Origin of the sequence: Pseudoalteromonas sp. B160 (genome assembly GCF_037162485.1) — a bacterium.
In the GTDB taxonomy this organism is placed as follows: domain Bacteria; phylum Pseudomonadota; class Gammaproteobacteria; order Enterobacterales; family Alteromonadaceae; genus Pseudoalteromonas; species Pseudoalteromonas rhizosphaerae.
This window is the reverse complement of record NZ_JARLUX010000001.1, coordinates 3,528,762-3,549,803: the sequence shown is the minus strand read 5'-3', so window position 1 is coordinate 3,549,803 and position 21,042 is coordinate 3,528,762. Positions and strand designations below refer to the sequence as shown.

Genomic DNA, 21,042 nt, shown 5'->3' with positions numbered 1-21,042 from the left:
TTAGAGCCATCCCTAAGCCCAGAACAATGCGGATTCGTTCTGGGCGTTTTTTTGTCTATAAATAAGCTATCGTCTTGAAATTTATTCAGTCTCAGTCACATAGGTAATCATTGCTTTATTACACATAACTTGTTTCTATATATAGACTAAGAAAGTGTAAGGACTACCATGTTAAAAATATCTTCATTGATCATGACTATTTCAGTACTGTCATTCTCTGTTATTGCCAATCCTGAGTCGCAAAAATACCTTGGTTTTAATTACCCGCATAAAGCGCAAAATGCTGTGAGTATCACGTTTGATGATGCCCGTCACAGCCAAGTCGATGTTGGCGCTGCGATTTTGAACAGGCACCAAGTCAAAGCAACTTTTTATGTTTCCCCTTTTAACGTCAAGCAGCGCCTAACTCAGTGGCAAGACGCGGTAAAATCGGGCCATGAAATTGCAAATCATACCAGCAGCCACGTATGTACAGGGAATTTTGAATGGTTAAGAGCACAAGACTTATCACTTGAACACACTACACTCAAGTGGCTTGAAAATGATATTTTATCAGCGCAGCAATACCTAAAAGATCATTTAGGAGTGACCCCTCGCGCCTTTGCTTATCCGTGCGGCAATACATTTGTTGGCCAGGGCATTGATACTAAGAGCTACGTGCCTTTAATCGCTAAACATTTTGACAGCGGCCGAACTTGGTTAGATGAGTCAGCTAATAATCCTAATTTTACTGATTTTGCACAGCTAACAGGACTTAGGATCGACGGAATGAGTTTTGATGAAATCATTACCATGCTGGATCAATTACGGGAAAATAATGCTTGGTTGATTTTAGCGGGCCATGAAATTGGTAACGGAGATCAATATACCACTGACGCAAAAGTACTCGAGCAATTGCTTGTTTATCTGAAAGATCCTGCTAACGGTTATTGGTTAGATACAGTAAGTAACGTTAGCGACTATGTAAGACAACAGCGCAAACCATTAAATTAATCATTGCTTAAATCAAACTCTGTGGTGCGATTATCGGGATGGAGTAACTGATAACGCGCCAGCTTTCCTTGTTGTAATTCAATCAAACTAATCGCTGAATCACTCACCAAGTATTTTTGCCCCTCCCCGATGGTTTGATGTTTATCGACTTCCATCTGCCAACGCTTTGTAAAAAAGTTTAACGGGCTTTTCGGCGCGTATAAAATCGAGTCTAACTTATCCAGCACGTTAATTAATCTACGCGGAAACTCATTTTTAATACCACTGGCAGTAAGTTGCCAAATTCTATTGGGGTGCTTACCAAAGCGTTTCTGTACGGAAAAACAGAATGAGTAATGTACATCACCCGATAAAATAAGCGTTTCTTTAGGGGTATCGTCACGGCGAAAGGTATCCAGTAACTTTTTAGCTGAGCCTTCGTGGGCCATCCAGTTTTCAACATCAACTAATAATGGCTGTCCGCAAATATTAAACAATGACTGAATAGCTTCAATTGATTTAACGCCAAACACCGGTGCGGGTGAGACAATGATCACTTGTTCATGAGTCACTAAACTGCCTTCTAGCTCAGTGAGACGCTCCCAATCAAGTAGACCAGAGGGCTCATTAAAGTTTTGCTCATTACGCCAACGATGAGTGCGGGTATCCAGCACGACCACTTTAGGCACAGTATTCAGCTCATAATGCCAATGATTAAACTCGAGAATGGTTTTATCAAACGCTTTAAATTGCCATTGTTTTTGCTCAGAAAAACTCGTCTTAAACGCATCAAGTAAAGCGGCTGTTTTATGACCTGCATCATTGCCAAAGCCTTGCATCAGCCAATAACTGATCAAGCCATTATTAACAATACGGCGGCTAACTGGATGTTGGTAAATAACCTGCTCCCAACCAGCCGTCAAGTTCCAATCATCGGTAACATCATGATCGTCAAACATCATTAACGTTGAAATATTTGCCAGTAGCACCTGAACGTGTACTAAGCCATTTTTAAAATCCGTTAAAGCTGCTTTTTCATTATCAAAAACTTGCTGGCATTTGGGCGAGCTTGCTTGATAGCTAATACTATCAAAGTCAATTAAGTCCCACAGTAACGGGCTAAAATTGAGTAAATAAAGGGCTATAAACTCTTCAAAAAAGATCAAGTGATTTGCAGCTTTTAAGCTTGAAAAATGTGGCTCATCTTTTTTTAGCCAATAGCCAACCCCTATTTTATTGCGTTTTTGCCAAGGGACCGTCGGTAAATATAAGTGGCGCTGATAAAGTTGTTCACTTAACTGTGCAGGTAAATCAATTGCCAGTGGTTGCTCTTGGTATATTCCTAATACGCTGATCAGTCGTTCAATTGCTAATAACATCGCACCAGCAACATCATCGGCATACACTTGATCACCAGAGAGCAGTAAAACATCCGCCCCGGTTTGATTTACACTGCGATTTTGCTGTTGAAAATCATTCGCAGCCACTAAGCTATCTTTTGCAGGATGATGTGGGTTACGGCATGAGCCATGTAAAATCTGCTCAAGTTTTTGCGGGATCACAAATTCAGGGGTGGCTTTTCCTTGATAACAAAAATCACTTAAATCAACGTCTAAGTTGCTGTTTAATAGGCGGTAGCTGATCAGCTGATTAACAGGCAATGTTGCGGCAATCGGTTTTACGATCACAAAGTGCAAGTAAAGATGAGTACCTAAAGCAATGCTCTGTTGCTCACTAAAAACGTCTATATCATCAAATTCAATACTAAATTGTGATGCTACCGACGTTGCAAACTGTATGCAAACCTCTGCAGCATCAGCTCGGCGCACCATCGGCCCCATTATTAATAGAGGGAGTGATGCTGTGCTCATATGCTAATTAACCTTTGTTCACTAAGTTGAACAATGAGTAGAAGTTTTCCGTAGTCGCTTTGGCTAGCTCTTTGTAGCTAATACCTTTTAAATCAGCAATGTAATAAGCAACATCTTGCACATAAGCGGGCTGATTAGTTTTCCCACGATACGGTACTGGCGCTAGATAAGGCGAGTCTGTTTCGATTAATAATCTATCAAGAGGGATTTGTTTAACAACATCTTTAAGCTCTACGGCATTTTTAAAGGTCACAATGCCAGAGATAGAAATATAAAAGCCTAAGTCGATGGCTTTTTTAGCCATATCCCAATCTTCAGTAAAGCAATGCAATACACCACCACACTTTTGTGCGTTATGTTCACGCATTAAGTTTATGGTGTCGTCGCGCGCATCGCGAGTATGAATTATAAGTGGTTTTTGTAACTCGTTCGCCACTTCAATATGACCCACAAAACTTGCTTGTTGCACGGCATGGGTGTCTTTCGAATAATAGTAATCAAGCCCTGTTTCGCCAATTGCTACTACTTTATCGTGGCTTGCTAAATCAATTAAGCGTTGTTTATCAAGTGCGTCTTTTTGATCAAGCGGGTGAACACCACACGAGGCAGAGACATCACTATAGCCTTGAATTTTTTCTAGCATACTAGGGAATTGATCAAGTGTGACACTCACACATAAAAAGTGTTCAACTTGTTTAGCCCGTGCACTATCAAGTACTTGGTCTAAGTTTAAATCGAGTTTATCAAAATCGAGTCGGTCTAAATGGCAATGAGAATCTACAATCATGTTACTGCTTACTACATGGTATAAGTTGGATTACCAGAGTTTAACATAGTCCCTAGTAGTTTTTCGATCTTCACATTTAGGTTAGTTTTATCATCGATAAAACTAATACCAATGCCCAGTGGGTTAGAACTTTGCGCGCCTTGTGGCGTGATCCATGTAACTTTTCCGGTTATTACATCATCTTCAAGCGCATCCGGTAATGTCACTTTTAATGCCAATGAATGACCCATCTCATAACGCATATTAGTGCGCACAAATAGTCCACCATTTTTTAAATACGGCATATAGCAGCGGTATAATTCATCTAGATCATCTAAATCGACTAATAATTCTTGCACAATAATCCTACTTATAGCTTTTACGTAAACGATACGCTAAACGAGACACTGCCAACGGCAAGTTCAATCCTAATATCTGTGTACTGTTTTGCACAAATTCGGCCAATGCATTTTGCGCACTCTGATATGAATCAAAATCCATTCCAGCAATGAGTTGTTGTTTTAATTGTTCGCTTAAAAATAAACAAAAGATGCGAACACGCTCTGTATCTTTACTGATAATATCAACTAACGCACTGAAATTATGGCCTTGTTTTAGCTCAGTTGCAAACTTATACAATTCATCGATGACCTCCAGCTGCTCATCTTGTTGCCAACGGGCAATCAATAATGGCTGCTGGGTAAACATTTTTAACCATGGATATGCAGGAACGTGCAGTTGGGAAATCCAATTCATAGCAACATTGGCGTCATTCACTTTTACTTGTGTAAGCGCGCAGCGACTTAAAATAGTGGCCGGTAATTGCGTTGTCGCACTCGTTGTTAGTAACAAAAATCGCTGCGGGCTAGGCTCTTCTAACGTTTTAAGTAAGGCATTGGCCGCCGCGGTGGTCATTTTATGGCAATCATTGATCACCACCACTTTATTGGCATTTTGCGCCGCTGATTGATGCATGAAATCGCTGACACTGCGAATATCATCCACACCAATGCTTTGTCCATCAGCTTGCACTACATATTTGTCAGGATGAGTAACCGCTTGATTTAAATGGCAGCTCTTACAATGCCCACAAGGGACTAAGTTAGTTGCAGACAAGCACAATAATGCATTAGCCAGCTGCTCCACTAAGGCGCGCTTACCAACACCTTGTTGACCATTAAATAATTGTCCATGGTGAAAACGCCCAGCATTAAAACTGGCTGCTAATTGCTGCTCAACATTGCTAAGCCAAGGATAAATCATGTTAATTGTTACTTTTCATAAATTGTTCAAGCACGGTAATAATATCTTGATGTACTAATTGCATACTTTGACCTGCATTAACTGTTTTAATAGTGTCATCACTATTTGCGAGTTCTAAATAGCGTGCGCGGGTACGTTCAAAAAAACTCAATGCTTGTTGTTCTATACGATCCAGTTCACCGCGTCCTTTCGCACGGGCAAGGCCCACCGCAGGTTCAATGTCCAAATAAATGGTCAGATCTGGTTTTAAACCTTTTAATACAATATTGGCGAGAGAATCTAACGTAGTAGCGGCAATTTCACGTCCGCCGCCTTGGTAAGCCTGCGATGATAGATCGTGACGATCGCCTAATACCCATTGTCCTTTAGCAAGTGCTGGACGAATAACATTATGTAGCAGTTGCGAACGGGCTGCATACATCAGCAGTAATTCTGTTTCGCTGGCAATCTGTTCGACATGGTTATCTTTTACAATAGTGCGCAGTGCTTCAGCGATGGGTGTGCCGCCGGGCTCGCGTACATTAATAAAATCAACTTTGTGCTGCTCTAAAAACTGTTGGCAAATTGCTATAGCTGTCGATTTACCGGCCCCTTCTAAGCCTTCAATCACAATAAATTTTGCTGCTGTCATGATCTCTCTTTTTAGTTTGAAAAAGCATTAATCGGCTTTCTCGTTTTATATTCTTTACTCTGATTTGCTTAACTGTTTTTGATAACGTAAGTAATCTTGTACTGCTTTGTTATGTTCTTTTAAGGTTTTAGAAAATTGATGGCTACCATCGCCTTTGGCAACAAAATAAAGGTACTCAGACTCAGGTGGATTGACTGCTGCAAGTATTGCCGCTTTTGACGGCATAGCAATCGGCGTAGGCGGTAAGCCATTAATTTTATATGTATTATACGGAGTATGATTAGTTAAATCTTTACGTTTTATATCACCATCAAAGTCAGCACCAATGCCATAAATCACGGTTGGATCAGTTTGCAAGCGCATTTTTGTATTTAGTCTATTAGTAAATACAGAGGCTATTAATGGCCGTTCGCTGGCAAGGCCTGTTTCTTTTTCAATAATTGAGGCCATAATCAATGCTTCGTAGGCCGTTTTAAACGGTAAATCAGCAGCCCTGTTTTGCCAAGCCTCATCAAGTACATTTTGCATTATTTTATGCGCTCGTTTGAGCACTGAGCTTGTCGTATCATTAGCATGATAATAATAGGTATCAGGAAATAACCACCCTTCTAAATGCTGCTCAGAGCCGACTATTTGCTGAGATAACTCACCAAGACTTAAATCTTGACGAAGATACTGGGCTTTACTTATTGCCGCTAAAACGTCACGAAGTGACTGACCTTCAATAATTGTAAAACTAAAGCTTACTTGTTTACCTTGATTGATTTGCCGAATGTTATCAAGCACCGTGGCGTTATTAAGTTGATATAAACCAGCTTTTAAATCCGTCAGTGTCGGATCGAGTTTCGCGAGTATCTGATAACGTAAGCACCCATCTAACCATTTTTTAGCTTGCCACTGTTGGCAGAGTTGATTAAACCCCGTGCCTTTTTTAACTTCAAACAACGTATTCGCTGGCGCTTTTAAACTACTGTTAATAGTAGCTTGCAACTGTTGATAACCAACTCCAGTTACCAATAATGCTAGCAACACAATCGATATAATCACTCTTAACACGCATACTCCTTGGTAAATAAACCATGCAATAATACTAAACTATTTGCTAACTCAAATTGCATACCATCAATCGCTGTAACAGGCACAATTCCCATTAAGCTATTACAACTAAATACTGCCTCCATTTGCAGCAATTGTTCTAGCTTAATATCAGTAAATTCAATGGTTAACTTATCACACAGTGATTGCAGATAAACCCCTTGAATGCCACAGTTTTGCAAACTTGGACTAAAAACTCGACCATTTTTAATAGCAAAAATATTTGCCGCAGAGGTTTCAATCACATTATTGTGATAATCACACACCAGTACATCATCACAATCTTGCCCTTGCATGGCGCGTTTGATCATTACTTGCTCTAAACGATTTAACGTTTTCAAACCAGCAAGCAATGGTTGCGATGCAAGTTGCACAGGGCTAATAGCGAGTTTAATACCTTGTTGTGCTAATTGAGCGTAGTGTGAAGGAAACGGTAATAGCGACAGTACAATCAATAAATTGCTTTGTTCAGGAAGGCCATAACCACGCCCTCCTTCACCACGTGTAACCACTATTTTTAATACGCCCAGCGAAACCGTCTTAATATACTCAGCGATTGCTTGCTGCAGCGCCGATAAATCCAGCTCACCAAAACTAAGTCGCTGCGCGCATTCAACTAATCGTGCACTGTGAAGTGGCCAATGCTCTACTTGAGCATCAACTATTTTTGCAGTTGTAAAAAAGCCATCGCCATAATTAAAGCCGCGATCATTGCTACTTATGCTAACGCCTTGCTGTGGCGTGACTAATTTTATTGTTTGCGCTATGTGAGTTTTTTGTTTTGGCATATTTTGCATATAAAAAAGCCCAGTAACAACTGGGCTCTTATTTTGTCTCGTTGTTAAAAAAGATTATACCTTTTTAAATACCAACGAGCCATTAGTACCACCAAAACCAAATGAGTTACATAATGCGTAATCAAGTTTCGCATCACGAGCCGTGTGTGGAACGTAGTCCAGATCACAGCCTTCATCAGGGTTATCAAGATTAATTGTTGGTGTTACTTTTTGATCTTGTAACGACAAAATAGTGATAATTGATTCAACAGAGCCTGCTGCACCGAGTAAATGACCCATCATAGATTTTGATGAACTCACCATCACATCTTTGGCAGCATTACCAAAAATTGACTTAACCGCAGAGGTTTCTGCTTTATCGCCAGCGTTAGTCGATGTACCGTGAGCATTAATATAACCCACTTGATCTGCATTGATTTGCGCATCGTTTAAAGCATTTTCCATCGCCAAGGCTGCACCGGCACCATCTTCTGGTGGCGACGTCATGTGATAAGCGTCACCGCTCATACCAAAACCAACCAACTCAGAGTAGATTTTTGCACCTCGGGCTTTCGCATGCTCGTATTCTTCAAGTACGATAACACCAGCACCATCAGCAAGTACAAAGCCATCACGGTCTTTGTCCCATGGACGTGATGCAGCTTGCGGATCATCGTTTCGGGTTGATAACGCACGTGCAGCGTTAAAACCACCCATACCAATTGGCGTTGAAGCTTTCTCTGCACCACCGGCAACCATCGCATCAGCATCACCATAAGCAATCATGCGCGCAGCGTGACCAATGTTGTGTAAACCTGTTGTACAGGCTGTCACGATAGAGATATTTGGACCACGTAGACCGTGCATAATCGATAAATGACCAGAGATCATATTGATAATGGTCGACGGCACGTAAAAAGGAGAAAGCTTACGTGGGCCACTGTTTAATAACTTTATGTGGTTTTCTTCAATAAGCGTTAAACCACCAATGCCCGAACCCACAGCAACACCAACGCGGGCTGCGTTTTGCTCTGTGATCTCAAGGCCAGAATCTTGTAGTGCTTGTACACCTGCTGCAATGCCATACTGGATGAACAAATCCATTTTTTTAGCATCTTTTGCCGGCATATAGGCTGACGCATCAAAATCATTCAGCAAACCAGCGAACTTGGTGCCAAAACTAGATGTATCAAAATGAGTGATAGTTTGGATACCACTTTTGCCATTTAACAAGCCTTGCCAGGTTGATTCAACATCATTACCTAGCGGCGTCAACATTCCTAAGCCAGTTACGACGACTCGACGTTTAGCCACGGTTTGCCTCCAATAAGGGAATTATTATTTTTCTGGTGGGTATTAATACCCAAATGCGTGGAAATACAGGGTATAGATAGATTAAGGGCAGCGAACGCTGCCCTTAATATGCGATTGATTACTCAGCGTGAGCCGTTACGTAATCGATTGCAGCTTGTACTGTAGTGATCTTTTCAGCTTCTTCATCTGGGATCTCAGTATCGAACTCTTCTTCAAGAGCCATTACTAATTCAACAGTATCAAGTGAATCTGCGCCTAAGTCATCAACGAAAGAAGCTTCATGCTTTACTTCTTCTTCTTTAACACCTAGTTGCTCAATGATGATTTTCTTTACGCGTTCTTGGATGTCGCTCATTCTTCTTTCCTTTATTAAAAACGCCAATGCGTTATTTTCAGATTGCGGCGTAGTTTACGGCGCATAATTCTGTGATTCAAGGATTTGCTGATAATTTTTTATCTGGTCAAACCTCTTGACGGTTATTTGTGTCTTTTATCGCTTATTTTCAGCACGAATTCAAGTATGTTTAAAGCAAGTTAACAAAAAATTCAACATTTTTCGACAAGCCGCCTCAAAACAAAATAGGAACAAAGTTCCTTACACCATGTACATCGCACCATTTACGTGCAAAGTTTCGCCTGAAACATACGCTGCTGCATCAGATGCTAAGTAACATACTGCGGCGGCAATTTCATCCGGTTGGCCTAAACGCCCAGCAGGAACATTAGCAAGCGTAGCTGCTTTTTGCTCGTCAGTTAAGCTGTCGGTCATATCTGTTTGAATAAAACCAGGAGCAACTACGTTGACTGTAATACCACGAGAAGCAACTTCACGCGCTAACGACTTAGAAAAACCAATTACACCCGCTTTAGCTGCTGCGTAGTTAGCTTGCCCTGCATTACCCATTGTACCAACAACTGAACCTATATTGATAATTCGACCGTTTTTCTTTTTCATCATCGGGCGTAACACTGCTTTAGATAAACGAAAAACTGAGCTCAAGTTAGTATCAATGATATCGTCCCACTCTGCATCTTTCATACGCATAAGTAAGTTATCGCGGGTAATACCGGCATTATTTACTAATACGTCGATATCGCCTAAATCGGCTTTTATCGCAGCAAGTGTCGCCTCGATCGACGCAGGATCAGTTACGTTTAACGCATAACCTTTACCATTCTCGCCTAAGTATTCGCTGATATTTGCAGCACCGGGCTCGCTGGTTGCAGTACCGGCAACTTTAGCACCTTGTGCTACCAATGTAGTAGCGATTGCTTTACCAATACCGCGACTAGCGCCTGTAATTAGGACAACTTTGCCCTCTAACGAAAATAAATTTGCCATTTTTTCCTACTCTTATTTTGCTTCGTCAATGGCAGTTTGGCTATTCACCGAACCACATACCATTGCTTTATCAATGCGTTTAGCAAGACCCGTTAACACCTTCCCAGGACCAAACTCGTAGCTTTGGGTAATGCCCTGCGCTACCAATGCTTGTACTGTTTCTGTCCATCGTACTGGACTGTATAGTTGACGTACTAATGCATCTTTAATAGCATCCGCTGAACTTGCAGCTGTTACATCAACATTATTAATTACATCACACTTAGGTGTATTAAATGTTAAAGCAGCTAAATCTTTTGCTAATTTTTCTGCCGCTGGTTTCATTAGTTCACAATGTGAAGGTACGCTTACCGATAAAGGCAACGCACGTTTTGCACCGGCTTCTTTACACGCTTCTGATGCTCTGTCTACTGCGGCTTTATGACCTGCAATCACAACTTGACCCGGTGAGTTATAGTTTACTGGTGCAACCACTTCACCTTGTGCTGATGCCAAGCACGCGGCTTTAATTTCGTCATCACCTAAACCAATGATCGCAGCCATTGAACCCACGCCTGCTGGCACAGCTTCTTGCATATATAAACCACGGTTTTCAACCAATTTTACAGCTTCGCCTAAGCTCAACACATCAGCACATACCAGCGCTGAGTATTCACCTAAACTGTGACCTGCCATCGTTACGTCTGCATCTGGATTTGCAGCAAGCCATTGGCGGTAAATTGCCACTGATGCTGTTAATAATGCCGGTTGCGTACGATGGGTTTGATTTAATTCTTGTTCTGGACCATTAAGTACTAATGCAGCCAAATCATAACCAAGTGCCGCTGATGCTTGCGCAAACGTCGCTTTAACAATATCAGATTGCTCTAATAGTTCACTTAACATACCCACAGATTGTGAGCCTTGACCCGGAAAAACAAGTGCAATTTTTTGTGCCATACTTTGCTCTTTTAATTAAACAAATAAATAAATGTTTAAGTACACACCTGACATAGTAATTAATCGTCAGTTGCGACTTTTTTAGTTGAATGTGTTTGCTCGAAGATAGCTGCAATTTTTTCAGGAAGTTGACGTTCCACCTCTCTAGCAGCTTCGTCGATAGCAGCATGAAATGCTTTAGCTGAGGCATTTCCATGGCTTTTTACGACAATACCGCGCAATCCTACCAGAGAAGCGCCGTTATACTGGTCGGGGTTCACCCGTTTATAGAGTTTTTTTATTACTGGCTGTAACATAAATGCTAAACATTTATAGAAAAAGTGCTTTTGCAGTGCTTTAGTAAGCTTAAACATAATCAGCTTGGCAATCCCTTCACAGGTTTTCAAAGCCACATTGCCCACAAAACCTTCACAGACGATCACATCTGACTTACCAGTAAAAATATCACTACCTTCGCTGTAACCAGTATAATTAAGGTAGCTACATTGTTGCATCAGTTGTGCAGCTTGTTTGATATCTTCATGACCCTTAATGTCTTCGGAGCCAATATTTAATAAACTCACTTTTGGACTATCACAGCCCAGTGCTTGCCCTGCGACAACCGAGCCCATAATGCCAAATTGATATAAGGTTTGTGCATCACAATGCACGTTCGCACCTAAATCAAGTAAGTAAACCGGATTTTTTCGCTCAGTTGGCACAGCCGAGATCAATGCAGGACGTTTTACGCCTGGCAACATTTTCAGCACATAGTGAGCCATAAATAATAATGCACCGGTATTTCCGGCACTAACGCACGCTTGTGCCTCACCTGATTTAACTAAATCAAGGGCAACGCGCATTGAGGAATCTTTTTTAGATCGCACAGCAGAAGACGGTTCACAGCTATTGGTGACTACTTGACTACAATGACGAATTATTAAACGAGGATGAGATAGAGAATCGAGAGACTCGAGTTCTTTAGATATTACTTGTTCGTTGCCACATAAGATCAATCTTAGATTGGCATTTGCATTTACCGCGTTAACGGCTGCGGGGATAGATGAACGGGGGCCATAATCGCCCCCCATCATATCTAACGCAATTGTTAGATTGGTCAGCATAAAAGCAATCTCTTATTTAGAAATTACTTGAACGCCTTTGTAGTAACCATCTGCAGTCACATGGTGACGACGATGAGTCTCACCAGATGTTTGGTCTACAGTTAAAGTTGGACCACTGATCGCATCGTGTGAACGGCGCATGCCGCGTCTTGCACGAGACTTTTTGCTTTTTGTACAGCCATAGTCTTCTCCTAAGAATCTTTCTTAAGTTGTTTCAAAATATCAAATGGATTTGGTTTATCATCTTCCGCTTTTAAAACACCAAAGCTGGCAGGCTTTGCTGAATAACTGCATGAAGCTTCGTTGTGGGTAGCAACTAATGGCACGGCTAAAATTAGTTCGTCTTCGATTAAATCAAAAACGTTAACTTCACCATTTTCATCAAGCGCTACTTCATCGTAGTCTTCTGGAAAAATCTCTAACTCTGTATCCTCACCGACTGGTGAATAAACAAAGTCTTGAACCAAATCCAACCCTAAATCACCATTACAACGTTGACAAGTGACAGTAACATGTGTGGACAAATTGCCTCTAATCACAGCGAAACCTTGATCATCGTTTTTGCAATGAATTTTTACCGCTATTTCACCTACTTCTTCCTGCACAACTTCCCGTAAACGGGTAAGTTTTTCAAGCGGTACAATGCCGTTATACTTTAAACGGTGTTGCGCTGCCTTGCCTGGATGAAGAGTGATGGGAATTTTCACCTTTTGCATAGGGGCTGCATCATATAGATAGTTACTTGGTTAGTCAAAGTAAAAAACCAATTTTAGCTGGTTTTTCGCGATTCATTTCTTTGTTTTGCCAACGGATCTGATTTATCCTAACTCAATCTAATTTTCATTAGGAAAACAATCCATGCAGCACCCGCTTATTTTAGCCTCAAGTTCACCCTTTCGTCAGTCTTTATTGCAAAAATTTAATCTGCCGTTCGACAGTTTTTCACCTGATATTGACGAATCAGCACTACCCAATGAAGCCCCTGTTGAACTTGTAAAACGCTTAAGTGAACTCAAAGCACGCGCAGCCACTGCCCTTTTTAAACAAGGCTTAGTAATTGGCTCTGATCAAGTTGCCGTATTTGAGCAACAAATCTTAGGTAAACCACACAACAAAGAAAATGCCATTAAACAACTGAGTTTATTTAGCGGTAATACAGTCACATTTCTAACGGGCTTATGTGTTTATGATATTCAAAGCAATAAAACAAAAACCCTAGTTGAACCCTTTAATGTTACATTTAGAACACTGACACAAGCACAAATATCTGCTTACTGTGACGCAGAGCAACCCTACAATTGTGCAGGCAGCTTTAAAAGCGAAGGCTTAGGTATTTGTTTATTTGAAAAGCTTAGCGGTGATGACCCTAATAGCTTGATTGGTTTACCACTTATCAAACTCAGCCAATTATTGACTGAGTTTGGTATGGATGTGTTAAGTAATCAAGACTAACTATTTATTCACTACGACTTAAACTAAACGCGCAGCTAGTTGCTGATACGAATCAACTGTCGCAATCGGTGTAAACTCGTTTAGCTGCTGGGCGTTATGCACCCCCATAGTTACACCTAAACGGTCAATATTGGCCGCTTTTGCCATAGCCATATCTATTTTGGTGTCGCCAATCATCAGCGCATCATCATGGCTAATATTGAGTTCATCGAGCAGTTGCAACAACATATCAGGAGCTGGTTTTGACAATGCATCATCACTGGTGCGGGTCGCTACAAAGTAATCCCGTAACTGTGTTTCATCCAGCAAGCGTTCAAGGCCGACTCGGCTTTTTCCGGTAGCAACAGCTAACAATACGCCACGGTTTTTTAATGCCGCTAAAGTCTGTTCTACATCAGCAAATAAAGGCGTAGGCGTGTTATCAAGATGTTTATACTGATGCTTATAACCGGCGATTAAATCAGCGTGTAAATGGCTCTGCTGAGGAAATAACACCGTCACGGCCTGCTCAAGTGATAAACCAATGATATTTTTAACCGCCTCGTCAGTGGGGCAAACTACACCACAGACTCTCGCGGATTGATGCATACAGTTAACTATTTTAGCCACTGAATCCATCACCGTGCCATCCCAATCAAATATAACTAATTTATAGGGTTTCACGGTTTTGCGGCACGTAACGTTTTAATACAATTAGCCAGCGCTTTATCAAGCGGCGCTTCTACTCGCATAGTAGTTTCATTTTTTGGATGATAAAAACTCAAATCGTGCGCATGTAAAAATAATCGCCCTAATCCCACTTTACGCATCGCCGCATCAAATGCTTGGTTGCCATATTTATCATCACAAGCAATTGCATGACCTTTACATTGTGTATGCACACGAATTTGGTGAGTACGACCGGTTACTGGTGATGCCTGCACTAACGAACATTCAGCAAAGCGCTCCAGTACTTTAAAACGAGTATGTGAAGGTTTACCTTCAACGTTATCCACACGTACTACTCGTTCACCTGATTGTAGGGTGTTTTTACGCAGCCCTTCGGTGACATTTTTAGTTTTAGAATCCCATTGCCCATCAACCAATGCCCAGTAATTCTTTTCCATGGTTTTTTCACGTAACTGTTCATGCAAGCTGGTCAACACTGAACGACGTTTCGAGATTAACAAACAGCCTGATGTATCACGGTCTAAACGATGTACAAGCTCTAAACTGCGCTCATCTGGGCGCAATACGCGCAATGCTTCAATTAAACCATAACTGAGCCCACTGCCGCCATGCACAGCCATGCCTGATGGTTTGTTAATGACGATAAGGTATTTATCTTCAAATAAAATAGCCTCTTCAAGTTTGGTCACTACATCAAGATTTTTAGGCACAAACTCTTCACGTTCAGCTATTTGTATTGGTGGAATACGAACGATGTCATCGAGTTGTAATTTATACACAGGTTTGATGCGTTTTTTATTAACCCGCACTTCCCCTTTGCGAAGAATTCGATACACAGCGCTTTTAGGCACCCCTTTTAAATGAGTAATAAGAAAGTTATCAATCCGTTGACCTAAATGGTCTTCGGTAATCGTGACGAAAGATACTTGTAAGCCGGTTTTTTCTGACATTGCCTAATCACTGATTTAAGTAAAATAATTTTAGTTGCTAACACAGTTATAATAATGGGATAATCACCGTCGCAAATATATATTTGCAAATAACAACGGTGCTTTTTAACACATTAAAACATTCGTGATGCACATTCTGGGTAATTGATCATACAGATCCGAGATAAGTTTTCCAAAGCTTTTATACATACCCAGTTTACACGTGCCTTCAATTAACTCCGATGCGTGTAATATATCGCCAGTTAAGTTTGAGCATGAAGTGTTATTTAATGTTGATGAAAAAAGCAATTTGAACAGATAATTTGTCTGATCGTGACGGCGTACAATACGCCGTTCAGCAGATGTGTTGTAACCGTACAAGTTAATTTAATTAATGGTCGACTCTGGACAGAACTCGAATACGTCACTGTAAAAAAACAGCCGATAGTTTTGGCACCATAATAGAATTTAATAACGTGACAACACGTTATTGTCAGCCAGCACCATAAAGATACTTAGAGCACGGATACAGTACCAAGCTCCCCCACAGACCCAGTCGTGAGATTGTACAAAAAGAAGCGATGGGAGCAACTGAACAGGCGAAAAGTTTCGTCATGTCAGAGACATAACACAGTAGAGTAACAATATGAAACGTATGCTAATCAATGCGACGCAGCAAGAAGAAATGCGCGTAGCACTGGTTGATGGCCAGCGCCTGTATGATTTAGATATCGAAAGCCCGGGTCACGAACAAAAAAAGCCAATATTTATAAAGGCAAAATCACTCGTATAGAACCGTCATTAGAAGCCGCCTTTGTTGATTACGGCGCTGATCGTCACGGATTCCTTCCTTTAAAAGAAATAGCCCGTACTTACTTCCCACAAGGTTATACTTTCCATGGTCGTCCGAATATTCGTGACGTGATCAAAGAAGGTCAAGAAGTTATTGTCCAAGTAGACAAAGAAGAACGCGGCCAAAAAGGCGCAGCCCTCACCACTTTCATTAGTGTTGCAGGTAGCTACTTAGTCTTAATGCCTAATAACCCTCGTGCTGGCGGTATTTCTCGTCGTATCGAAGGTGATGAACGCACTGAACTTAAAGAAGCTTTAAGCCGTTTAGAACTGCCTAAAGGCATGGGTTTAATCGTGCGTACTGCCGGTGTTGGTAAATCGTTTGAAGAACTAAACTACGATTTAAAAGCGCTGCTTGTTCATTGGGATGCGATTCAGCAAGCCTCTGATGGCGGTAAAGCACCGTTCTTAATTCATCAAGAAAGCAACGTGATTTTCCGTGCGATTCGCGATTATTTACGCCGTGACATCGGTGAGATCCTAATTGATAAAGCCCGTGTATTTGAAGAGGCTAAAGCGCACATTGAGCGTTTTCGCCCTGACTTCATGAGCCGTGTAAAACTTTATCAAGGTGAAGTGCCTCTTTTTACTCATTATCAAATCGAAAGCCAAATTGAGTCTGCGTTTCAACGTGAAGTACGCTTACCTTCTGGTGGTTCAATTGTTATTGACCCAACTGAAGCACTTACTTCTATCGATATCAACTCATCTAAAGCCACTAAAGGCGGCGATATCGAAGAAACTGCGCTTAATACCAACTTAGAAGCTGCAGACGAAATTGCTCGCCAATTACGTTTACGCGACTTAGGTGGCTTAATCGTTATCGACTTCATTGATATGACACCACCGCGCCATCAACGTGAAGTAGAAAATCGCTTAAAAGATGCTGTTCGTCCAGATCGTGCCCGTGTACAAATTGGTAAAATTTCGCGTTTTGGCTTACTTGAAATGTCGCGTCAGCGCCTACGCCCTTCATTAGGTGAAGCGAGCCAAGGCCCATGCCCACGTTGTAGTGGTCAAGGTACTATTCGTTCAAACGAGTCGATTGCATTGTCAATCCTACGTTTAATCGAAGAAGAAGCGATTAAAGACAATACCTCACAAGTTAATGCCCAAGTACCTGTAGCGGTTGCCTCATATCTGTTAAATGAGCAACGCCGTAGCGTGCATCGCATCGAAAAACGTCATAACTGTGATGTGGTGATCATTCCAAATCAACATATGGATACACCACATTATGAAGTAATGCGTTTGCGTAAAGATGAAACAATTGAAGCAGCAAGCTACGAGCAAATCACATTACCTGAACAAGAAGTGTATGAAACATCAAAAACACCAACGGTCGCGGTACGTGAAGAGCCGGTGTTAAAAGGCGTAGTTATGCCATCGACACCAGCACCACAAGCTCAGGCTCAAGCAGCCCCAGCAGCGGCACAACAAAGTGTTGCAGCCCAGCCGCAGGTAAGTTTATTTACTACCATCAGCAATTGGTTTAAGGCTTTATTTGCAACGCCTGCTGAGCAAACAGAAAGTGAAGAGCAACAGCAGCAAAAAACAGCGAGTGAATCTCGTAATAATCCACGTCGTAAAAATGACGGTGATACACGTCGTCGTAATAACCAACGTCGTCGTAACAATAATTCACGTACTAAACCGCAAAGCGAGCGTACAGAAAGCGTAGCTGAAGAAACGCCAGCAGTTGAAAACACGCAAAACAACGAGCAACAGGAAAGAAACGATAACCGTAACAAACGTCGTCGCAATCCTAACTCACGTAAGCGTAACGATAACCGTAACGATGACAGCAAAGTAGTAGCAGAAAAAACCGAAGCAAAAGCTGACGTAAAAGACGTTGCACCAAGCCAAGATGTCGTTGTTGAAGCAACGGATCAAAAACCTAAGGTTCGTCGTCAGCGCCGTAACTTACGTAAAAAAGTTCGCCTACAAGATGAAAATGCACAACCGGCTACAACCAACAATGACGCAGAGCAACAAGCTACGCCAGTTGTTGATGACAAGCCAACTAAGCCAGTTGTAACTCAAACTGAAGAAGTTAAAGCACCTGTTGAGGCTACTGCTGTTGAAACAACGGCTGTTGAAGCGCCTGAGCAAAAAGCTGAACAGAGGGCACCAAACGAGCAAGAGACAGTAACATCGACTGATGAAGAGCAAGGCCAAACGCGTACGCGTTCACGCCGTTCTCCACGTCATTTACGTGCTGCTGGGCAACGCCGTCGTCGTCCTGAGGGTGAAGAAGCTACGCCAACGCAAGGTACACAACCACCAGCATTTATTCCAGTTGCAGATCAAGCCGCTGCTGAATATGAAGCTGAGTTAAAAGCCAAGCAAAATAAGCAAGCTGCAGAAGTAGTTGAAGAAAAACCTGCCGTTGCTGAATCAGCTCCAGAAGTGGTTGAACAAGCACCTGTTGCTGCTGAACCTACTCCAGAAGCGGTTGAACAAGCACCTGTTGCTACTGAACCTACTGAAGAAGTGGCTGAACAAGCGCCTGTTGCTGCAGAACCTACTGAAGAAGTGGTTGAACAAGCACCAGTTGCTGCTGAACCTACTGAAGAAGTGGTTGAACAAGCGCCAGTTGCTGCTGAGGCAACTGAAGAAGTGGTTGAACAAGCGCCAGTTGCTGCTGAACCTACTGAAGAAGTGGTTGAACAAGCACCTGTTGCTGCTGAACCTACTGAAGAAGTGGTTGAACAAGCACCTGTTGCTGCTGAAGCAACTGAAGAAGTGGTTGAACAAGCACCAGTTGCTGCTGAACCTACTGAAGAAGTGGTTGAACAAGCGCCTGTTGCTGTAGAACCAACTCCAGAAGTGGTTGAACAAGCGCCTGTTGCTGCTGAAGCAACTGAAGAAGTGGTTGAACAAGCGCCTGTTGCTGTAGAACCAACTGAAGAAGTGGTTGAACAAGCACCAGTTGCTGTAGAACCAACTCCAGAAGTGGTTGAACAAGCGCATGTTGCTGCTGAACCTACTCCAGAAGTAGTTGTTGAGGAAGCACCAATGGCAGAGACTAAGCCTACTGCAAAACCTGTAGCACACACTAAAACAGTGATCACTTCAGGTAAAGCAAGTGCGCCAATGGCACAACCTACTGCTGTTGCAGATAGCGAAGTCGCCCATACGCCAAAAGCGATGGCACACGACAAACGTGACGCTATTCCAGATAGCGGCTTACGTGCCGGTTCTATCAAACCAGCTGGTCGCGCGAATGCTGCAATGACTAAAACCATGAGTGTTGACTAACACTTTTGGTTTAGCTTAAAAGCACACTAAAAAGCCGCGTAAATGAAAATTAACGCGGCTTTTTTAATAGCAGTTTTAAGGTTAAAGAGAACGATTTACTAGGCTCTAGCTAAAGCAAACTAGCCTAAGCAGATATATTAGATAAATAGTGATGGAAAAACAAACAGCACATTGCACTTGTTATTTATAAAAAGCGCATGAAGGATAATGCTATATTTATCCTTGTTTTAGCATATACTCATGCAGCAATTCAGGAAACTTTTCTTGCGGTGGAAACTTACAAAAACTGTGCTTTGCCCCCGTACTCGCCCACTCAAGTTTTTCATCCGTGTAAGTTTCAATGAATGGTTTGTAGGTGCGAGAGTCATCTAGCATTGTTGAGCGAACATTTACAAAATCATCCAAACCTTCTAGGTGGGTAAATAACCAGCTCATACAATGTCCACAAAAAAAGTGCTGCGTACTACTGTCATGCAGCCCGCCAATAACAGGCGCTCCAGATGTAATAGAAAAGGCAGCTCGTTGAAATAATGAGCTTAAGCTAAATGCGCTAGACGTCATTTTCTGACAGCCAGTGCAATGACAAGCCATAGTGATCATTGGCTTTGCGCTAACTTCAAACTTTACCTGTCCACAACGACAATGGCCTTTTGTTTTATGAGATGTACTGTCCATTATAATCTTCCTTTAAGTTCAATTTTATCAACGCCGATGCTACGTTGAATGTATCACAAATAACCTTAGCACATGCTACAGGGTTTGATTGCGCTATAAAATGTCCGCCTTCAATCTCAACTTGGCTGAAGCTGGAACACATTGACGCTAAGTACTTCACCGCACTCGCGCTTACCAGTAAATCTCTACTAGGGCGAATATAAGTCACTGGGCAATCTAACTCGCACTGTTGTTTTGAAAGGCCAGCTATGTTGCCTAATCTTAATTTGAGTTTACGTTTATTCGCTGTTTGCAGCGAAGCAAATACAGGATAAACCAACGTTTGGCCACCCGTTAAACTAAAACCAAACAGATAAAGTAGCTTTTTACTTAAATAATTTGCTGACAGTAAGCTAACAGGTAAAAAGCCTGCCAACTTAGATAACAAAGAAGGCGCTGAGATAAAGCTGGCCAAAAATACGATGCCTTTCACACGACTGCCAAGTAGCTTATAAAGCTCACAAGCCACCGGCCCAGAATAAGACTCCGCGACAATATAAATATCAGTATCTTTAAAACGCTTTGATATTTCTGCCGCTTGTTTAGCATAAGTTACGCCTTCAAGTGATTCATATGAGATCACTTCAGTATTTATATTTTCAGGCAAGTTTTTTGTCAATTTAGCAAACAGACGGCCAGTACCATCAAGGCCAGGAAGCAGTATAATTTTCATATTTAAATTCAGCACCCAACGTTAGCATTCAAATACTTGAACTTTGATTTTGGCCAAGTGCTTTTGTGCACAAAAATCATGAGCAAGAAATATGAAAAGTGTAAAAACAATTTAGCTTTGCTCATAAACACCTAGACTCGTTAAATTATACAGTAACTAATTGATTATCTAAAACGATGGCAAGTCGAAGGCTCATATTATTAGGGATGTTTGTTATTTTTTCTTTTCTTGTATTGCGGTGCCAACTGAAAGACCAATGCCAGCGCCAACAGCAATGCCAATAGCTAAACTAAAATGTAATATGTTAAATATTACACCAATAACCACACCGATAGCAGAGCCAACTCCACACCCTATTGCCATATATACACCTAAGGTTTTATTTGCTGATTTACCTTCCTTTTTATTACTCATATCAGT

General features: G+C 41.7%; 20 protein-coding genes and 2 pseudogenes. 3 read left to right on the top strand and 19 right to left on the bottom strand.

The window, feature by feature from the left end; translation table 11 throughout:
• Positions 1-168 precede the first annotated feature (168 nt).
• Positions 169-993 (top strand): polysaccharide deacetylase family protein, encoded by an 825-nt coding sequence (locus P4S61_RS16555; protein WP_337118679.1) that lies wholly within the window; start codon positions 169-171, stop codon positions 991-993.
• On the opposite strand, the gene P4S61_RS16550 is transcribed toward P4S61_RS16555, so the two are convergent.
• From P4S61_RS16550 to yceD, 14 genes and pseudogenes are all read right to left on the bottom strand, one after another.
• The gene (locus tag P4S61_RS16550) at positions 990-2,843 is read right to left on the bottom strand and encodes a metallophosphatase (protein WP_182819407.1); all 1,854 of its coding nucleotides are present in this window, start codon (positions 2,841-2,843) and stop codon (positions 990-992) included. The two genes, P4S61_RS16555 and P4S61_RS16550, sit on opposite strands and share 4 nt — an antisense overlap.
• 7 nt (positions 2,844-2,850) lie before the next feature.
• A complete protein-coding gene (locus P4S61_RS16545; protein WP_145233593.1) occupies positions 2,851-3,630 on the bottom strand; it encodes a TatD family hydrolase in 780 nt (259 codons plus the stop codon).
• Positions 3,631-3,641: 11 nt separating this feature from the next.
• Positions 3,642-3,968, bottom strand: coding sequence for a PilZ domain-containing protein (locus P4S61_RS16540; RefSeq protein WP_337118678.1), 327 nt, complete (start codon positions 3,966-3,968; stop codon positions 3,642-3,644).
• A 7-nt stretch (positions 3,969-3,975) separates the two neighbouring features.
• Positions 3,976-4,872 (bottom strand): DNA polymerase III subunit delta', encoded by an 897-nt coding sequence (holB, locus tag P4S61_RS16535; RefSeq protein WP_182757675.1) that lies wholly within the window; start codon positions 4,870-4,872, stop codon positions 3,976-3,978.
• 1 nt (position 4,873) lies between these two features.
• Complete coding sequence (gene tmk / locus P4S61_RS16530; protein WP_149982364.1) at positions 4,874-5,503, bottom strand: dTMP kinase; 630 nt, start codon at positions 5,501-5,503, stop codon at positions 4,874-4,876.
• A gap of 54 nt (positions 5,504-5,557) precedes the next feature.
• Positions 5,558-6,559 (bottom strand): endolytic transglycosylase MltG, encoded by a 1,002-nt coding sequence (gene mltG / locus P4S61_RS16525; RefSeq protein WP_149982365.1) that lies wholly within the window; start codon positions 6,557-6,559, stop codon positions 5,558-5,560.
• Positions 6,553-7,395 (bottom strand): aminodeoxychorismate lyase, encoded by an 843-nt coding sequence (gene pabC / locus P4S61_RS16520; RefSeq protein WP_337118677.1) that lies wholly within the window; start codon positions 7,393-7,395, stop codon positions 6,553-6,555. The genes mltG and pabC overlap by 7 nt, the downstream gene beginning before the upstream one ends.
• Before the next feature lie 54 nt (positions 7,396-7,449).
• Positions 7,450-8,688 carry a beta-ketoacyl-ACP synthase II gene (fabF, locus tag P4S61_RS16515; RefSeq protein WP_149982366.1) on the bottom strand — a complete coding sequence of 413 codons (1,239 nt, stop codon included), beginning with the start codon at positions 8,686-8,688 and terminating at the stop codon, positions 7,450-7,452.
• Between the two features lie 118 nt (positions 8,689-8,806).
• Positions 8,807-9,043 carry an acyl carrier protein gene (acpP, locus tag P4S61_RS16510; protein WP_016707440.1) on the bottom strand — a complete coding sequence of 79 codons (237 nt, stop codon included), beginning with the start codon at positions 9,041-9,043 and terminating at the stop codon, positions 8,807-8,809.
• 240 nt (positions 9,044-9,283) lie between these two features.
• Positions 9,284-10,030: a 3-oxoacyl-ACP reductase FabG gene (gene fabG, locus P4S61_RS16505; RefSeq protein WP_337118676.1), complete on the bottom strand. Its 747-nt coding sequence runs from the start codon at positions 10,028-10,030 to the stop codon at positions 9,284-9,286.
• Between the two features lie 12 nt (positions 10,031-10,042).
• Positions 10,043-10,969, bottom strand: a complete 927-nt coding sequence (gene fabD, locus P4S61_RS16500) for an ACP S-malonyltransferase (protein ID WP_145233586.1) — start codon at positions 10,967-10,969, stop codon at positions 10,043-10,045.
• Between the two features lie 59 nt (positions 10,970-11,028).
• Positions 11,029-12,072, bottom strand: coding sequence for a phosphate acyltransferase PlsX (gene plsX, locus P4S61_RS16495; RefSeq protein WP_145233585.1), 1,044 nt, complete (start codon positions 12,070-12,072; stop codon positions 11,029-11,031).
• A 12-nt stretch (positions 12,073-12,084) separates the two neighbouring features.
• A pseudogene (gene rpmF / locus P4S61_RS16490) lies at positions 12,085-12,243 on the bottom strand (50S ribosomal protein L32); the annotation flags it as partial.
• Positions 12,244-12,263: 20 nt separating this feature from the next.
• A complete protein-coding gene (gene yceD / locus P4S61_RS16485; RefSeq protein WP_337118675.1) occupies positions 12,264-12,788 on the bottom strand; it encodes a 23S rRNA accumulation protein YceD in 525 nt (174 codons plus the stop codon).
• A gap of 142 nt (positions 12,789-12,930) precedes the next feature.
• Here yceD and P4S61_RS16480 point away from each other — a divergent pair, with 142 nt between their 5' ends.
• The gene (locus tag P4S61_RS16480) at positions 12,931-13,524 is read left to right on the top strand and encodes a Maf family protein (RefSeq protein ID WP_182735232.1); all 594 of its coding nucleotides are present in this window, start codon (positions 12,931-12,933) and stop codon (positions 13,522-13,524) included.
• Positions 13,525-13,542: 18 nt separating this feature from the next.
• Here the strand turns inward: P4S61_RS16480 and P4S61_RS16475 are convergent, their stop codons facing one another.
• Both P4S61_RS16475 and rluC read right to left on the bottom strand, forming a co-directional pair.
• Entirely contained in the window at positions 13,543-14,187 is a 645-nt protein-coding gene (locus P4S61_RS16475; protein WP_145233582.1) for an HAD-IA family hydrolase, read from the bottom strand.
• Positions 14,184-15,143 carry a 23S rRNA pseudouridine(955/2504/2580) synthase RluC gene (gene rluC / locus P4S61_RS16470; RefSeq protein WP_145233581.1) on the bottom strand — a complete coding sequence of 320 codons (960 nt, stop codon included), beginning with the start codon at positions 15,141-15,143 and terminating at the stop codon, positions 14,184-14,186. The genes P4S61_RS16475 and rluC overlap by 4 nt, the downstream gene beginning before the upstream one ends.
• Positions 15,144-15,768: 625 nt before the next feature.
• Between rluC and rne the strand changes: the two are divergent.
• Positions 15,769-19,235 (top strand): annotated as a pseudogene (gene rne / locus P4S61_RS16465) (ribonuclease E).
• A gap of 216 nt (positions 19,236-19,451) precedes the next feature.
• Here rne and P4S61_RS16460 read toward each other — a convergent pair.
• The 3 genes from P4S61_RS16460 to P4S61_RS16450 form a co-directional block, all read right to left on the bottom strand.
• A complete protein-coding gene (locus P4S61_RS16460; protein ID WP_182718597.1) occupies positions 19,452-19,910 on the bottom strand; it encodes a GFA family protein in 459 nt (152 codons plus the stop codon).
• On the bottom strand, positions 19,891-20,622 hold the full coding sequence (locus tag P4S61_RS16455; RefSeq protein ID WP_337118674.1) for an alpha/beta fold hydrolase: 732 nt from the start codon (positions 20,620-20,622) through the stop codon (positions 19,891-19,893). Before P4S61_RS16455 ends, P4S61_RS16460 begins: the two co-directional genes overlap by 20 nt.
• 213 nt (positions 20,623-20,835) lie before the next feature.
• Positions 20,836-21,036, bottom strand: a complete 201-nt coding sequence (locus tag P4S61_RS16450) for a hypothetical protein (RefSeq protein ID WP_182757732.1) — start codon at positions 21,034-21,036, stop codon at positions 20,836-20,838.
• Between the last annotated feature and the right edge of the window lie 6 nt (positions 21,037-21,042).

Bases quoted from the DNA above. Each gene is read 5' to 3' on its own strand.
- holB (WP_182757675.1), bottom strand. From the start codon at position 4,872: ATGATTTATCCTTGGCTTAGCAATGTTGAGCAGCAATTAGCAGCCAGT.
- fabD (WP_145233586.1), bottom strand. From the start codon at position 10,969: ATGGCACAAAAAATTGCACTTGTTTTTCCGGGTCAAGGCTCACAATCT.
- plsX (WP_145233585.1), bottom strand. From the start codon at position 12,072: ATGCTGACCAATCTAACAATTGCGTTAGATATGATGGGGGGCGATTAT.
- P4S61_RS16545 (WP_145233593.1), bottom strand. From the start codon at position 3,630: ATGATTGTAGATTCTCATTGCCATTTAGACCGACTCGATTTTGATAAA.
- pabC (WP_337118677.1), bottom strand. From the start codon at position 7,395: ATGCAAAATATGCCAAAACAAAAAACTCACATAGCGCAAACAATAAAA.
- P4S61_RS16450 (WP_182757732.1), bottom strand. From the start codon at position 21,036: ATGAGTAATAAAAAGGAAGGTAAATCAGCAAATAAAACCTTAGGTGTA.
- P4S61_RS16550 (WP_182819407.1), bottom strand. From the start codon at position 2,843: ATGAGCACAGCATCACTCCCTCTATTAATAATGGGGCCGATGGTGCGC.
- rluC (WP_145233581.1), bottom strand. From the start codon at position 15,143: ATGTCAGAAAAAACCGGCTTACAAGTATCTTTCGTCACGATTACCGAA.
- P4S61_RS16460 (WP_182718597.1), bottom strand. From the start codon at position 19,910: ATGGACAGTACATCTCATAAAACAAAAGGCCATTGTCGTTGTGGACAG.
- fabG (WP_337118676.1), bottom strand. From the start codon at position 10,030: ATGGCAAATTTATTTTCGTTAGAGGGCAAAGTTGTCCTAATTACAGGC.
- yceD (WP_337118675.1), bottom strand. From the start codon at position 12,788: ATGCAAAAGGTGAAAATTCCCATCACTCTTCATCCAGGCAAGGCAGCG.
- tmk (WP_149982364.1), bottom strand. From the start codon at position 5,503: ATGACAGCAGCAAAATTTATTGTGATTGAAGGCTTAGAAGGGGCCGGT.
- P4S61_RS16480 (WP_182735232.1), top strand. From the start codon at position 12,931: ATGCAGCACCCGCTTATTTTAGCCTCAAGTTCACCCTTTCGTCAGTCT.
- P4S61_RS16555 (WP_337118679.1), top strand. From the start codon at position 169: ATGTTAAAAATATCTTCATTGATCATGACTATTTCAGTACTGTCATTC.
- P4S61_RS16455 (WP_337118674.1), bottom strand. From the start codon at position 20,622: ATGAAAATTATACTGCTTCCTGGCCTTGATGGTACTGGCCGTCTGTTT.
- acpP (WP_016707440.1), bottom strand. From the start codon at position 9,043: ATGAGCGACATCCAAGAACGCGTAAAGAAAATCATCATTGAGCAACTA.